Origin of the sequence: Amycolatopsis iheyensis, from assembly GCF_024703995.1 — a bacterium.
Taxonomy (GTDB): domain Bacteria; phylum Actinomycetota; class Actinomycetes; order Mycobacteriales; family Pseudonocardiaceae; genus Amycolatopsis; species Amycolatopsis iheyensis.
Genome location: NZ_JAMXQV010000014.1, coordinates 183,506 through 198,327, shown reverse-complemented (window position 1 = coordinate 198,327; position 14,822 = coordinate 183,506). Strand labels below are relative to the sequence as shown.

Sequence of the window (14,822 nt, the reverse complement as noted above, 5' to 3'; positions counted from 1 at the left end):
AGCTTTCCCGAGTACACCGTCGGCACGTCCGTCGAGGAACGAGGAATCCCGGGATGAAACGCTTTCCGAACTGGCTGAAGATCGTTTTGGCCGCCTTCGGCGTCCTGTTCGTGCTCGGGGCGGTCTTCGGGAAGTCACCGACGCCCGAGCCGGTGTCCGTCGCGGCTCCGGCCTCGCCGACACCGCCGCCGACCAGCACCTCCGCGTCCCCGACGCCGACGCCGGTCGCCGTGACCTACACCGTCGCGACGGTGACGGACGGCGCGACTGTCGTCGTGAACGGCAGTGACGGCACCACCCGGACAGTGCGTGTGCTCGGCGTCGTCGCGCCGGTCGTCAACACCGGGTGTTACTGGACGGAATCGCAGACCTGGGCGCTCGCCACGCTTTCCGGCAAAGCCGTGACGCTCGGCGCGGAAACGGCGCAGGGTGTCACGCTGACCCTCGCCGACGGTCAGGATTACGCGGCGCTCGCGCTCCAAAGCGGCTATCTCAAATACGTGGCGAGTGCGGCGCAGTCCGGGCTCGAGGCCGCCGAAAACACGGCGAAGCAAGCCGCGAGCGGGCTGTGGGGGTCGCCGTGCCACGGGACCATCGACGCCCCGGCCCCCGCGCCGGCGCCCGCGGCGCCGGCCACCAAGGCCGCCCCGAAGCCGCCGCCGGTCGTCGAGACCACCGAAGCAGCGCCGGAACCCGACACCTCCGCCGCGTACTACAAGAACTGCACCGCGGCGAAGGCCGCCGGCGCCGCGCCGCTGCACCGCGGCGAACCCGGCTACCGGCCCGCGCTGGACCGGGACGGCGACGGCGTGGCCTGCGAACGGTGATCTAGCCTGGGCCGATGACCACCGCCGACGAGTTGCTCGGCAGGCTCGCCGCCCTCGACCGGGATGGCCTGGCGAACGTTCTGGCCCACCGGCCCGACGTGCTGCGCGAACCGTGGCCGCGGCGGCTCGACGTCGTCGCGGCGCGGCTCGCCTCGGCCGCGTCCGTCAACGAAGCCCTGCTCGCGCTGCCGCGACCCCACCTGCAGGTCCTGCGGGCCTTCCAGCTGGGCCACGCGATCACCCGCGAGCCGGTGCCCGTCGACCGCGCCGCGCGGCTGCTCGGCGCGGAGCCCGCCGCCGTCGAGTCCGTTGTGGATGGTCTGGTGGACCGGGCGCTGGTGTGGCGCGACTCCGACACGGTCGTGCTCCCGGATCTGCTGCAGCGCACCGTGTTCCGGTCCGAGGGGCTCGGGGTCCCGGTCGCGGACCTGCTCGACGAGCTGGGCAGGACCCGCCTCGGGCAGCTGTCGGGCGCCCTCGGCCTGCCGCCCGGGCGCGCGGAGCTCGACCGGTTCTACCGGGACGCCGAACGCGTCCGCGAACTGTTCGCCGGCGCGCCCGAGCCGGCCCGGAAAGTGTTGCTGGACATGGCCGCCGGCGTCCCCGAGGTCAGCGGGGTGCCCTCGTTCGGCACCACCGGGGACTGGGCGTTCGACCACGGTTTCGTCTTCGCCACCTACTACGGCAGCACGGCCATGCCGCTCGAAGTGGCGCTGGCCCTGCGCGGCCCCGGCCACCAGCTGCCGTTCACCCCCGACGAGCCCGAGTGCACGACCACGCACATCGGCGTCGAGTCGGCCGAAGCCACTTCGTCGGCCGCCGCGTTGCGGCTGCTCGACCGCGTGTCGGCGGTCCTCGAGCTGGCCGCCGCCGAGCCGCTCCCGCTGCTCAAGGACGGCACGATCGGCACGCGGCTGGTCAGGAAGATCGCCAAGGACACCGGGGGCACGCCGGCGGAGCTCGGGCTGGCCATCGACCTCGCCGCGCAGGCCGGGCTGCTGGTCGCCGACGAGCCGCCGGTGCCGCGCCGCGGGCAGAAGGCGCGGCCGGCCACGCTCGTGCCGAACCCCGACCTCGCGCGGCCCGCGCCGGCGTTGCTCTACCGCCTGCTGCTGACGACCTGGTGGGAACCGCCGCCGCCCGACCACGAAACCGACGTCGAGGCGCACCTCCGGCGGCTGGTCGTGCGGCTCCTGGCGCGGCTGGCGCCCGGCGACGCGATCACCGGCGGGCTCACCGAGCTCGCGGAATGGCACGCGCCGAACCTGCCGGCCGAGGACTTCGCCGCGTGCGTCCGGGAAGCGCTGGCCGACGCCGAGCTGCTCGGCGTGCTCGCGCACGGCGCCGTCACCGCGGCCGGGCGGGCCCTGCTCGGGCCGGCCGGGCTCGTCGAGGTCACCGACGGATTGGTCGCGCGGGCGCGGACGACGGCGTTGTTCGGCACCGACCTGACCGCGATCGTGCCCGGCTCACCCGACGCCCGGCTCGCGGCGGCGCTGGACCGCGTCGCCGACCGGGAGGCGCAGGGCACCGCGACGAGCTGGCGGTTCTCCCCCGCGACCGTCCGGCGGGCGTTCGACCAGGGCTCGACGGCCGCGGAACTGCTCGGCGAACTGCGCGCGATCGCCACCGGCGAGCTGCCGCAGCCGCTGGTGTACCTGGTCAACGACGTCGCGCGCCGGCACGGCGAGGCCCGGGTGGTCGACGTCGCGAGCGTCGTCGTCGGCGAGCCCGCCGTGCTCGCCGAACTGGCCGCGCACCGCAAGCTCGCGCGGCTCGGCCTGACCGCGGTCGCGCCGACCGTGCTGACGTCCACTGTGGACGCGAGTGGCACGCTCGAAGCGTTGCGCGAAGCCGGTTACGCACCGACCCGGCACGCCGCCGACGGCAGCATCGTGCTGCCGTCCCGCGAACCGGCGGCGCCGGCGAAGGCGGTCGTCCGCGACGCCGAGCCGGACGAGAGCCCCGGCCCGCTCGACCACGCCGAGCGGCTGCTGGCGGTGCCGGCCACCGGCCCGGCGCTGCTGCGCGGCCAGCTCGCGCGGGCGATGAGCGACCGCTACGCGGGGCGGCTCACCCCGAAACAGCAGCAGCTCTGCTGGCAGCTCGAAGCCGGCATCCCCGCGGACGTCCGGTACCGCGCGGACGACGGCCCCGCGCGGCTGGTGATCGCGTACCCCGAGCTCGACGGCGACGTGCTGGACGTCTGGTCGCTCGGCGAGCGCGCCTACCGCCGGCTCGAGCTCGCGCGGATCGACCTGACCTAGGTCTCGACGGTGGTGAGCCGCGCGTAGACCACGACGTTGTCGAGGTAGTTGCCGCTCGAGTGGTCGAACGCGCCGCCGCACGTGATGAGCCGCAGTTCGGGCTCGGCGGTGTCGCCGTACACCTCGTTCGTCGGGAACTCGGCCTTCGCGTAGCGGTCGACGCGGTAGACGGTGAAGACCGCCGTCCGGCCGTCGGTGCGGCCGACCCTCGCCTGCTCGCCGGCCCGCAGGTCCTTGAGCCGGGAGAAGGCGCCGGGCACGTGCTTGTAGTCGACGTGCGCGGCCAGCACCGCCGGCCCGACCTCGCCGGGCGAGGGCGCGCCGGTGAACCAGCCGACCGTCTTCGCGTCGCCCGGGACCTCGAGCTCGCCCTCCGGCGTCAGCCCGAGGTCCTTGATCGCGTCGGCGCGGACGCCGATCGCGGGGATGCTCAGGGACGCCGGTTTCGCGGCCGGCAGGCCGGTCGCCGTCGCGACGCTCGAGGTGCTCGCGGCGACCGGGCTCGGCGGGGCGACCTGCTCCGGCGCCTGCGCACGGGGTGAGAACGCGAGAACGAGGGCCACGGCCAGGACGACCCCGAGCGCGGCGACGACCGCCGTGACCGCCGGCCACAGGCGTGGGTGCCTCAACTCGCGCGCCGGCGCAGGTAAAGCACCATGCCGCCGGACGCCGCCGCGGCGAGCACCGCGCCGCTGAGCACGAGGAACGCGGGGGTGCCGTCGTCGGGCTCACCGCCGCCGGTGGCCACGCCGCCGACCGGCTTCACCTTGACCTGGCCGCCCGTCGTGGCGGGCTTCTTGGTCGTCGTCGATTTCGGCGCGGTGTGCGTCTTCGTCGTCGGCTTTTCCGACGTCGGGGTGGTGCTTTGCTGCGCCCGGTGCGGCAGGGATTCGCAGGCGATGCCGTCGTTGTCTTCGTCGAGCCGGTTGGGGTCGCTGGGATCCTGGTTGTAAACGGCCTGGGCGTCTTCCTGGTATTTGAAGTCTTTGCAGTCCCGGTCGGCGGCGAGCGGGACCGCGAGCTGCGCGGAGGCGAAGGGGACGGGGCCGACGAGGGCGAGCCCGGCGACGGCGGCGGCCGTGATCAGGGCACGACGAAACAAGGACAACGGAAGTCCTTTCCGAGGAGAATGGGGCGATTGCGTTGGTTACTATCGCGGCCGCGTCCGAGCTGTTACGGATTGTTCCGATTTTCCGGAAATGCCAATGTTTGACGAAGAACGCGGTGGCCGGTGATTCTTTCTCGATTTCGCCGGGGCAATCGGGTGTGACGGTGCCGACGGGTGGCCGCCACGGCGTGCACGCACCCCGTAACCTGGGGAGATGCCGATCCAGGTACTGCTCGTCGACGACCACGAACTGGTCCGCCGCGGGCTTCGCGACCTCCTCGGCGACGAGCCCGACATCGAGGTCGTCGCCGAGGCGAGCAGCGTCGAAGAGGCCCTGGCGGTGGCGATGCACGTCGAGCCGGAGGTCGCGGTGGTCGACGTCCGCCTCGGCGACGGCGACGGCATCACGCTGTGCCGGGAGCTGCGGTCCAAGCCGAACCCGCCGGCGTGCCTGATGCTCACGGCGTTCGACGACGAGGAGGCGATGGTCGGCGCGATCATGGCCGGCGCCGCCGGGTACCTGCTGAAGCAGGTGCGCGGCCAGGACGTGGTCAACGCGGTCCGCGAGGTCGCGGCCGGGCGGTCGCTGCTGGACCCGGTGAGCACGGCGCGGGTGCTGGACAAGATGCGCCACCCGCCGACGGACGAGCTGGCCACGCTGACCGAGCGCGAACGCGACGTGCTGGAGCTGATCGGCCAGGGGCTGTCGAACCGCGAGATCGCCGAGCGGCTGTTCCTCGCCGAGAAGACGGTCAAGAACTACGTGACGTCCGTGCTGGCGAAGCTGGGCATGCAGCGCCGGACGCAGGCGGCCGCCTGGATCGCGCGCCGCGAAAAGTAACTCTCCGCAGGCTTCCCGGCCGCAAGCCGCCGTTCGCGGCGAGCTTTTCAACGACCGTCACGGTCCGCCACGCCGACCAGCGGTTTCCTCGCACCAGATTCACTCGAACGTGAGTCGAATATATGTTCGAACCTTCGGTAAGATCGTTGTCGAGGGCTTGGTCGAGGGCGAGGAAGGGAGGCTTGGATGACCCGAGAAGGGTGATGCCCGAGTCAGTCGAGCGGCAGGTCGAACGCGACGAGCGTGCCGAGACTGGGTGAGGAGTTCAGGAAGAACTTCCCGCCCGCGGCGTCCGCGCGTTCGGCGAGATGGCGCAGGCCACGGGTGGCGACACCTTGGGGAACACCGGAACCGTTGTCCCGGACGCGGAGTTTGACGCCACCGGAGTCCCTGGTCAGTGTCACGCGGGTTTCGCTGGCGCCGGAGTGTCTGACCACATTGGACAGTGCTTCGCGCAGTGCGGCCCGGATGTGGTCGGCGCGCTCTGCGGGGATGTCGGCGAATTCGCCGGACAACTCCAGGGTCGGTGGGTATCCGAGCAGCTCGCCGGCGATGCGGACCTCGCCGCGCGCCGACTCGGCGAGGTCGGTGGGCGTGCCGGTGTCGTGGCGAGGCTCCGGTGACCTCAGCGCGCGCACGGTGCCGCGGATTTCCTCGATGGTCTGGTCGAGCTGGTCGATGGCGTCGGAGAGGCGCGCACCGTCGGCTTGGGCGAACCGCTTGCGCATGTTGCGCCGAACCCGGTCGAGCTGCATCCCGGCGCCGTAGAGCCGCTGGACGATGACGTCGTGGAGCTCCCGGGCAATGCGTTCCCGCTCTTCGTAGAGCGCGACGCGGTGGCGGGCGTTGGCGCCCTCGGCCAGGGCGAGCACAACGCCGGCTTGCGCCGCGAAGGCGACGAGCATCTCGACGGTCCCGGCGGAGAAGGGCTCCCGCCCCCGCTTCCGGTAGACGGTGAGAGCACCGAGAACCCGCCCCCCGGACCCGAAAGGAGCGGCGGCGAAGGGCCCATAGCCGTGGAGTTCGGCGGGAACGTAGGGCGCGGTCCGCGGGTCGACGATGAAGTCATCACTGGCGACGGGTTCGCCACCCCTCGCGACGCGTCCCGCCGCGGAGTCAGCGGGAAGGGCGAGACCACGAAGGGACTCACGGGCGGCGGCGTCCGGTTCGTCGGCGGCCGGCGCGGCGCTGTCGCCTGCGGTTGGTTCGGTCTCGTCGTCAGCGAGCTGGGTTGGCACACCGTCGCCTGCGTGGGCGGTGGTGTAGTGGGCGGTGGTGTAGTGCGCGGCCTCGACCACCACCCGGCCGTCTTCGGCGCTGACCATGGCCAGGCCCAGGTCCGCGTCGGCAAGCTCGGCCGCTCGGGCGACGACCGTGTCGAGCACCGCTCCCGGGTCATCGCCGGACAGCGCGGTGCTCGTGATCTCGGTGGCGGCGGACAGTGCCCGCGCGGCAAGCGTCGGATCCATGAGTTCCGTCATTATCGCGCGCCGCCGCGAGGGCGAGGCAAGCACGCTGTGTGAAGCAAAGCCTCGGGAATCGATCACGGCACCGGCACCCGAGCGGCCACCCGGCCAGCACGGACCTCGAGCACCAGGTCGGCGCCGTCGGCCTCGTCGGCGCGGTGCGTGACGTGCACGACGGTCCGTCCCGCGAGCGCCTCCCGCAGCCGCGCGCGCACGACCTGCGCGGTCGGCTCGTCGAGGTGCGCGGTGGGCTCGTCGAGCAGCACGAGCCCGGCGTCCGGCGCCCCGAGCAACGCCCGAGCCAGCGCGACGCGCTGAGCCTGCCCACCGGACAAGCCACTGCCACCGCTGCCGAGCAGGGTCGCCGGACTGACCTCGTCGAGCGCGGCCAGGTGCAGCACAGCCCGAAGCTCGTCGTCGGTGGCGGTCGGCCGGGCCAGCCGGAGGTTCTCACCCACGGTGGTCCCGGCCAGCATCGGCTCCTGCGGCGCCCAGGCAACGGCATCAGGCAAGGCGACCAGCCCCCGCCGAGGAGCAAGGAACCCCAGCAACGCGGCAACCAGCGTCGACTTGCCGGCCCCACTGGGGCCGACGACAGCCGCGTAGGTACCCGGCGGCAGGTCGAGATCGACATCGCGCAGCACCACGGGTCCACCGGGCCAGCCGAGATCCGCACCCCGCAACTCGACCGAGCCGCCGACCGACCCGCTCGGCCCCCGGCCAGGCCGGTCGCCGACCGGCGGCGATGAGTCGGCCTCGCCCGCGACCACACCGCGGCCGAACTGCCGGCCCGCACCCTGGCCCGACGAACCGACCCGCGGCAACGACTCGCCCTCACCCGCAACCACACCGCGGCCCAACTGCCGGCCCGCACCCTGACCCGACGAACCGACCCGCGCCAACGACTCGCCCTCACCCGCAACCACACCGCGACCCAACTGCCGGCCCGCACCCTGACCCGACGAACCGACCCGCGCCAACGACTCGACCTCGTCCGCAGCCAAGCGGTGCCGGGCCTGCTGCAGCGTGTCCCAGTGCTGCGCCATCGGCGGCAGCAGCGCCAGCACCTCCGCCAGCGCGAGCGGCACCAACGCCAGCAGCGGCGCCAGCACCGGATCGAGCCGTCCCGCCGTCACCGCGGCCGCCGCCAGGGCCGTGCTGATGATCGTCGCCGCTCCGCAGACCAGTGTCACCAGGGCCTCTGCCGCTCCCGCGCCGAACGCCTGCCGGCGGGCCTGCGTCGCCAGGCGTGTGTCGGCTTCGGCCAAGGCGTCGCGGTGGGTGCGGGCCTTGCCGAACGCCAGCAGTTCCGCCGCCGCCTCGAACAGCGCCAACACCCGCGCGGCCACGTCGCGACGGCCGGCCGCCAGCGCCGATGTCGCCCGGCGTTCCGCGCGCAGGGCCACCCATGGCGCGCACAGCCCGAGGGCCACCGCCGCCGCGAGGGTGAGGCCCGCCGCCGGCAGCACCCACGTCTGCACCGCGATCGCGCCCGCCGCGACCAGCGTCACCACCAGCGGCGGCGACACCACCCGGGGCAGCAGATCCCGCACCGTGTCGACGTCCGCGACCAAGCGACGCTGCCCCTCGCCCGCGCGCAGGCTCCGCGCCGGTCCGAGGCGAACCAGGGAATTCCACAGCCGCACCCGCAGGCGGCCCGCGATGCGGAACGCCGCGTCGTGGGTGACCAGGCGTTCCACGTACCGCAGCCCCGCGCGGCCGAGCCCGAACGCGCGCACGCCCACCACCGCGACCGTCAGCGTCAGGATCGGCGGCTGCTGCGACGCCTTGGCGATCAGCCAACCCGACGTCGCGGTCAGCGCCACCCCGGCCAGGAGCGCCACCGCACCCAGCGCGGCGCCGCCGAACAGGCGGCCGTCCAAGAGGGCGCGCCACCGGAGCGGTCGCCCCAATGAGTCCACTGTGGACGATTCCGAAACTTCGGAAGCGTCCGGTGCGACGTCGACCGCCGCGGTGCGCTCGTGGGCCGCGATGATCGCCGCGGCGCCGTTGTCGACCGCTCGCTGGACCGCGTCCAGCACCAGGCGGGCGTTGGTCTCGTCCAGGTGCGCCGTCGGCTCGTCGAGGAGCAGCAGCCACGCGCCGTTCCGGACCCGCCACAGGGCGCGGGCGACGGCGACGCGCTGGCGTTGGCCCAGCGAAAGCTTCGCCACCGGGCGGTCGGCGAGCCCGGTCAGGCCGAGCTCGCCGAGCAGGGCAGCCGAGCCGATCTCCTCGCGGACCGTGCCGCCGGTGAACACCGGCGACTGCGGCACCCAGGCGACCTGTTCGCGCCAGCGCTCGAGACCGGCGTCCGCGAGGTCCGTCGTGCCGATCGTGATGGCGCCGTCGTGCGCCGGGACGAAGCCGAGCAGTGCCGAGAGCGTCGTCGACTTGCCGCCGCCGCTCGGCGCGCGGAGCCAGACCGTCTCGCCCGGGCGGACCGTGAACGTCTCGCCGTCCGGGGCGAAGCCATCGCGCCGGGCCACCCGCAGCGACGAAACCCGCAGGTCACGGCCGACCGGGACCGCGCTCCCGGCAGCGGGCGCGGGCACCGCGAGCAGGTCGGCGACGCGCCGGACCGCCTCGACGCCGTCCTCGCTGGCGTGGAACGCCGCCCCGACCGCGCGCAGCGGCTGGTAGCACTCGGGCGCGAGAATCAGCACGCCCAGCCCGATGGCCAGCGGCAGGTGCCCGCCGGCGAGCCGGACCCCGATCACCACCGCGACCAGCGCCACCGACAGCGTCGCGATCAGTTCGAGCACGAACGCCGAGGAGAACGCGACCTTCAACGTCTTGAGCGTCGCGCGGCGGTGCCGTTCCGACAGCCGGCGGACGGTCTCGGCCTGCGCGGACGCGCGCCGGAACGCCGTCAGCACCGGCAGCACGCGCACGAGCTCCAGCAGCCGCTCGGACATCCGGTGCGTCGCGTCCGTCGCGCCGGCGACGCGGCCGGCGGTGTACTTGCCGACGAGGATCGCGAACATCGGCAGCAGCGGCACGGTCAGCGCGACGATCACGCCGGACGGCCAGTCGGCGAAGAGGATCGCCGCGCCGGCGCCGAGCGGCACGACCGCCGCCGTCACCAGGGCGGGCAGGTACTCGCGGAAGTAGGCGTCGAGCGCGTCGAGGCCGCGGGTCGTCAACGCGGTCAGCTCGCCGTGGCCGCGGCGGGCGATCCACTCCGGGCCGAGGCGCAGGGCGTGGTCGACGGCTCGCGCGCGCAGCTCGCGTTGCGCGGTCGCGGCGGCGCGGGCGGAGACCGTGCGCACCGCCCAGCCGGTCAACGCGCGCGTCGCGACGAGCGCGAGCAGCACGGCCAGCTGGGCGGTGCGTCCCCCGGACCCTGCTCCGACGATCGCCGCGAGGACGTCGGCGAGCAGGAACGCCTGTGCCACCAGCGCGGCGGCGTTGAGGAAGGACAGGAAGCCGACGAGGGCGAGCGCCCGGCGCACGGCAGGCACGAGGGCCGGCAATGCGCCGAGCGGGCCCTTTCCCGGCCGCGCCGAGTCCGTTGTGGACTCCGAGGCGGGAAGAGGAGCGCGGCCGGGAAGCTTGGTCATGGCGCGTGGACCGCCGGAATGTGCTGGGTGCCGATGCGCTTGCGGAACACCCAGTACGTCCAGCCCTGGTAGATCAGCACGGCCGGCGCGCCGAAGACGGCGACCCAGGTCATCACCGTCAGCGTGTACGGGCTCGACGCGGTGCCTTCGATGGTCAGGTTGTTCGCGGCGTCGAGCGTCGAGGGCAGGACGTTCGGGAAGAGCGCGCCGAACAGCACGACCGCGGCCCCGGCGATGACCACGCCGAGCGCGGCGAAGGCCTGCCCGTCGCGGTCGGCACGCAGCCGCAGCCAGGCGACGGCCGCGGCGAGAGCACTGATCCCAAACGCGAGCAGTGTCCACAACGTGCCTTCGCGCCACTGGACGATCGCCAGGAAGGCAACGATCGGCACCATCGCGGCCGGCAGCAGCTTGAGCGCCAGGCTGCGCGCGCGTTCCCGCAGGTCACCGCTGGTCTTGAGGGCGAGGAACGCGGCGCCGTGGGTCATCGAGAAGGCGGCGATCGCGACCGCGCCGAGCAGGGTGTCCCAGCGGAAGGCGGCGAACGCGGAGCCGACCCGGTTGCCCTCGGCGTCCAGGGGCAGGCCGAGGACGGTGGTGGCGATGATGAGGCCGACGCCCAGCGGCGCGACCCACGAGCCGGTCATGATCACGCGGTCCCAGGTGCGGCGCCAGCGGTCGGAGTCGACCTTGCCGCGGTATTCGAAGGCGACGCCGCGGCCGATCAGGGCGATGAGCACGATCAGGAGCGGCAGGTAGGCGGCCGAGAACAGGCCCGCGTACCAGCCGGGGAAGGCGGCGAACATCGCACCGCCGGCGACGATGAGCCAGACCTCGTTGCCGTCCCAGACCGGCCCGATGGTGTTGACCATGACGCGGCGTTCGGTGTTGTCCTTCGCGAGGACGGGCAGCAGCATGCCGACGCCGAAGTCGAAGCCTTCGAGGAAGAGGTAGCCGAGCCAGAAGAAGGCGACGACGACGAACCAGACTGTCTCGAGGGTCATCGGGTCCCACCTTTCGCACGGTCGCCGCGAGTTATCCACATCCGGGCGAGTTGTCCACAGATTTGCTGTGGGTAACCCGTGGGAGTGATCAAGCCGATACGCTGGGTTCGGAGACGCGCCCCTGGGAGGGGCAATGTGCCGTCCACCGCGACCGCACGCGGCCTCGCCCCGCCGGTGCAGCGCTGGACCCGGGCACTGGTCGCGGTGAACGACTGCGCGCCCTTCGGATCTGGCCTCTGCGTGAGAAGAACGCGCAGGTCGGCAACCTGGCCATCACCCACCCGAAACGGCACAGCGGGAACGGGAGAACGCGCACCAGCAGGTCCGCACCAACACGACTTTGCCGTAACCCTGCCGGGCTGGGCGGGGGCTGCTGCACAGCCGCTGAGCTGCGGTTTTGGCATCTCGCCCCCTCAGTACGCGAAGGCGAGCGTGTCGCCCTCGGCCTCGTCGGTGTCCTTCTTCTCCGGGGGCATCACCGCTTCGATGCCGCCGCGGATGTACTTGCGCATCAGGTACAGCTCCACCACGCCCAGGGCCGCGTACACCGTGGTCAGCGCGATCAGCGACGTCCAGACCTCGCCCGTCGTCAACCTCGACACCGCCTGGGCCGTGAACATCCACACCCCGTCGACGCCGCTCGGGTTGGGGGCCACCACGAACGGCTGACGGCCCATCTCCGTGAAGATCCAGCCCGCGCTGTTGCCCAGGAACGGCGTCGCGATGCCGCCCAGGACCAGCATGGGGAACCAGCGGCCGGTCGGGATGCGGTTCCGGCGGGTCAGCCACAGGGCCAGCAGCCCGATGCCCGCCGACACCGCGCCGAAGCCGATCATCATGCGGAAGCCCCAGTACGTCACCGGGAGGTTCGGCACGTAGTCGATCGGCTTGCCCGCCAGCGAGCCCAGGTCGGGGTCGTCCGGGTAGTTCGTGCCGTACTTGGCCTGGTACTGGGTGATCAGGTCCTCGACGCCCTTGACCTCGGTCTTGAAGTCGTTGTGGGCCAGGAACGACAGCAGCGCCGGCACGTTGAACGTCTTGACGTCCTCGCAGTTCGAGCCCGCCACGTCGCCGATCGCGATGATCGAGAAGCTCGCCGGCTGTTCCGTGTGGCACAGCGCTTCCGCCGACGCCATCTTCATCGGCTGCTGCTCGAACATCAGCTTGCCCTGCGTGTCACCGGTGATCGCGAGGACCGCGAACGCCGCGACGCCGACCCAGCCGCCGAGGCGCACCGACGAGCGCCAGACGTCTTCGTGACCGCGCCGCCGCCACAGGTGCCAGCCCCCGACGCCCACCAGGAACGCCGCCGCCACCGAGAACGCGCCGGCCAGGGTGTGCGGGATCGCGGCCAGTGCCGTGTTGTTCGTCAACACCGCCCAGATCGAGTTCATGGTCGGCTTGCCGTTCTCGAACGTCACGCCCACCGGGTGCTGCATCCACGAGTTCGCGGCCAGGATGAAGTACGCCGACGCCATCGTGGCCAGCGAAAACGCCCACGCGCACGCCAGGTGGACCTTCTTCGGCAGCCGGTCCCAGCCGAAGATCCACAGGCCGAGGAAGGTCGACTCGACGAAGAACGCGACGAGCCCTTCCATCGCGAGCGGCGCGCCGAAGACGTCGCCGACGAAGCGCGAGTACGCGCTCCAGTTCATCCCGAACTGGAACTCCTGCACGATGCCGGTCACCACGCCCATGGCGAAGTTGACCAGCAGCAGCTTGCCCCAGAACTTGGTCATCTTCAGGTGCCGCGGATCGCCGGTGCGGACCCAGCGGGTCTGCATCGCCGCGACCAGGATCGACAGCCCGATGGTCAGCGGGACCATCAGGAAGTGGTAGACGGTGGTGATGCCGAACTGCCACCGCGCTAGCTCAAGGACCTCCACGCCCTCCAGCGTGCTCCGGCGCCGGTGGGGGCGGCCAGATCAAACGGTCCCGTCCCTCCCGGGACCAACGTCCTTCACCCGCTCGAGTGCCTCGCGGGCCTCCTCGGCGACGACGCGACGCGGCCCGGCCGACCCCAGCGAGAGCACGTGCTCGAGCGCCAGCGCGTACGCCGTGTCGAACGCCTTCTCCGCGTTCACCGGGAGGTCCGGCCGGACGCCGACGCCCTCCCAGTTCTCCCCCGTCTCCGGGTGGAACGAGCGCGCGATCGACACCGTCACGTCGAGGTAGGTGTCCACCTTGTACTGCTCGCGCGGGTGGGCGCCGCCGCGGGTCGCTTCCCCGACCGTCTTCGCGCGGCCCTGCTGCTGGAGGGAGAACGCGAGGTCCTCGCCGCCGGAGAACGTGCGCGGCCCGGTCAGCACCCACACCGGCTTGGCGCCGCCGAAGCGCAGGCCCGGGACGTACGGCAGCGTCCACATCTGCGTCGTCTGGTGCCCCTCGCGCCCGTAGATGTCGAGGTAGTGCACCTGCTCGTCGACGAGGTAGGTCTGCAGCAGCGCGCTCGTTCCGGGGGTGCCGCCGCGGTTGCGGCGCACGTCCAGCAGCAGCGCGTCGGTGGCCGCGAGCAGGGTCATCGCCGCCGCGATCGCCGGGCCCGCCAGCTCGGGCGGGTAGAGCAGCGTCGTGTCGAGGTAACCGACGTTGCCCGGCAGCCGCTTGACCTCCGCGACGCCGAAACTCTCCAGCTCGGCCTCGATCCGGAACGCGTCGGAGTTCATCGCCGCGTCGCCGTCCTCGGCCACCGGGTCGGCGTGGTGGCGCAGCCGCAGGTGCTGGTCACCGTTGACCGACTGCAGGTCCGTTGTGACGAGCGTCGCGAACTCCGCGTCCTCGAGGCCCTCGTAGGCACCTTCGGCGAGCCGCTGCTGCAGCACTTCCGCCAGCTTCGCCGCGACGTCCGGGAACACGTAGTGCGCGTCCAGCCGGCGGATGACCTCGTTGACCTGCGCTACCCGCGCTTCAGACCCCATGCCCGTCAACCTACCCCGGGCCACAATCGGATTTTCGGCACACCGAAATAAATTGTGCGCCGCGGCTGGATGACAAATTCATGGCTGCCGATCGGCCGATTTCGCGGATGCCATCAGCTTGCGGTCTTCTGAATCACCCCTTTATCGTTGCAGTGAAAGGGGCGAAAAGACTCATGACTTCCGCGATGGTGGCGCTGATCAGCGCGTTCGGCCTGGTCCTCGCCGTGGAGCTGCCGGACAAGACGCTCGTGGCGACCCTGGTGCTGACCACCCGTTTCCGGGGTGGGCCGGTATTCGCCGGGGTCTGCGCGGCGTTCGCCGTGCAATGCGTCATCGCGGTCGCGTTCGGCAGTGTGCTGACGCTGTTGCCCGATCTCGTCCTTTCCCTGGTGGTCGCCGGCATGTTCGGCCTCGGCGCATTCATGCTGCTTCGCGAGGGATTCAGCAAAGCCGACGAAGCGGGCGAAGACGCTTCGCGCGTCGGCCCCGCACCGCTGTCCTTCCTGCGCTCCGCGATGACGTCGTTCGGCGTGCTCTTCGCCGCCGAGTGGGGTGACGCCTCCCAGCTCGCGACGGCGAGCCTCACCGCCCGGATCGGCAACCCGGTCGCCGTCGGCGTCGGCGCGTTCGCCGCGCTCGTGATCGTCGCCGGGCTGGCCGTGTTCATCGGCGCGAAGATCCGCAGCCGGATCAAGCCGAAGCTGATCCAGCGTTGCGCCGGGTTCGTGTTCGCCGGCTTCTCGGCTTTTGCGCTGATCCAGCTGGCCTTCTGAGCCGACAGCTCTTTCACAGGGTCGCCGGGTAACCTTTCGGAAACGAAAGGGTGGA

At 72.2% G+C, this 14,822-nt stretch carries 11 protein-coding genes; 4 read left to right on the top strand and 7 right to left on the bottom strand.

Translation table 11 applies throughout. From position 1 onward, the window contains the following. Positions 1-53: 53 nt before the first annotated feature. Positions 54-827 carry a thermonuclease family protein gene (locus tag M8542_RS26255; protein WP_257922897.1) on the top strand — a complete coding sequence of 258 codons (774 nt, stop codon included), beginning with the start codon at positions 54-56 and terminating at the stop codon, positions 825-827. 14 nt (positions 828-841) lie between these two features. Then, a complete protein-coding gene (locus M8542_RS26250) occupies positions 842-3,094 on the top strand; it encodes a helicase-associated domain-containing protein (RefSeq protein ID WP_257922896.1) in 2,253 nt (750 codons plus the stop codon). Here the strand turns inward: M8542_RS26250 and M8542_RS26245 are convergent. After that, positions 3,091-3,723 carry a class F sortase gene (locus tag M8542_RS26245; RefSeq protein WP_257922895.1) on the bottom strand — a complete coding sequence of 211 codons (633 nt, stop codon included), beginning with the start codon at positions 3,721-3,723 and terminating at the stop codon, positions 3,091-3,093. The genes M8542_RS26250 and M8542_RS26245 overlap by 4 nt on opposite strands. After that, positions 3,720-4,202 carry an excalibur calcium-binding domain-containing protein gene (locus M8542_RS26240; RefSeq protein ID WP_257922894.1) on the bottom strand — a complete coding sequence of 161 codons (483 nt, stop codon included), beginning with the start codon at positions 4,200-4,202 and terminating at the stop codon, positions 3,720-3,722. The genes M8542_RS26245 and M8542_RS26240 overlap by 4 nt, the downstream gene beginning before the upstream one ends. A gap of 214 nt (positions 4,203-4,416) precedes the next feature. Here M8542_RS26240 and M8542_RS26235 point away from each other — a divergent pair, with 214 nt between their 5' ends. Further along, positions 4,417-5,043 carry a response regulator gene (locus tag M8542_RS26235; protein ID WP_043788689.1) on the top strand — a complete coding sequence of 209 codons (627 nt, stop codon included), beginning with the start codon at positions 4,417-4,419 and terminating at the stop codon, positions 5,041-5,043. Between the two features lie 212 nt (positions 5,044-5,255). On the opposite strand, the gene M8542_RS26230 is transcribed toward M8542_RS26235, so the two are convergent. The 5 genes from M8542_RS26230 to M8542_RS26210 all read right to left on the bottom strand — a co-directional run bounded on the left by M8542_RS26230 (position 5,256) and on the right by M8542_RS26210 (position 13,994). After that, entirely contained in the window at positions 5,256-6,512 is a 1,257-nt protein-coding gene (locus M8542_RS26230; protein ID WP_257922980.1) for a GAF domain-containing sensor histidine kinase, read from the bottom strand. A 74-nt stretch (positions 6,513-6,586) separates the two neighbouring features. Further along, positions 6,587-10,072, bottom strand: a complete 3,486-nt coding sequence (locus M8542_RS26225) for a thiol reductant ABC exporter subunit CydD/CydC (protein ID WP_257922893.1) — start codon at positions 10,070-10,072, stop codon at positions 6,587-6,589. Continuing rightward, positions 10,069-11,076 (bottom strand): cytochrome d ubiquinol oxidase subunit II, encoded by a 1,008-nt coding sequence (gene cydB, locus M8542_RS26220; protein WP_257922892.1) that lies wholly within the window; start codon positions 11,074-11,076, stop codon positions 10,069-10,071. Before cydB ends, M8542_RS26225 begins: the two co-directional genes overlap by 4 nt. A 413-nt stretch (positions 11,077-11,489) precedes the next feature. Beyond that, complete coding sequence (locus M8542_RS26215) at positions 11,490-12,962, bottom strand: cytochrome ubiquinol oxidase subunit I (protein WP_257922891.1); 1,473 nt, start codon at positions 12,960-12,962, stop codon at positions 11,490-11,492. A gap of 39 nt (positions 12,963-13,001) precedes the next feature. Then, positions 13,002-13,994: a S41 family peptidase gene (locus M8542_RS26210; protein WP_257922890.1), complete on the bottom strand. Its 993-nt coding sequence runs from the start codon at positions 13,992-13,994 to the stop codon at positions 13,002-13,004. A 185-nt stretch (positions 13,995-14,179) separates the two neighbouring features. Between M8542_RS26210 and M8542_RS26205 the strand changes: the two genes are divergently transcribed. Then, positions 14,180-14,767, top strand: a complete 588-nt coding sequence (locus M8542_RS26205) for a TMEM165/GDT1 family protein (RefSeq protein ID WP_257922979.1) — start codon at positions 14,180-14,182, stop codon at positions 14,765-14,767. Positions 14,768-14,822: the final 55 nt, after the last annotated feature.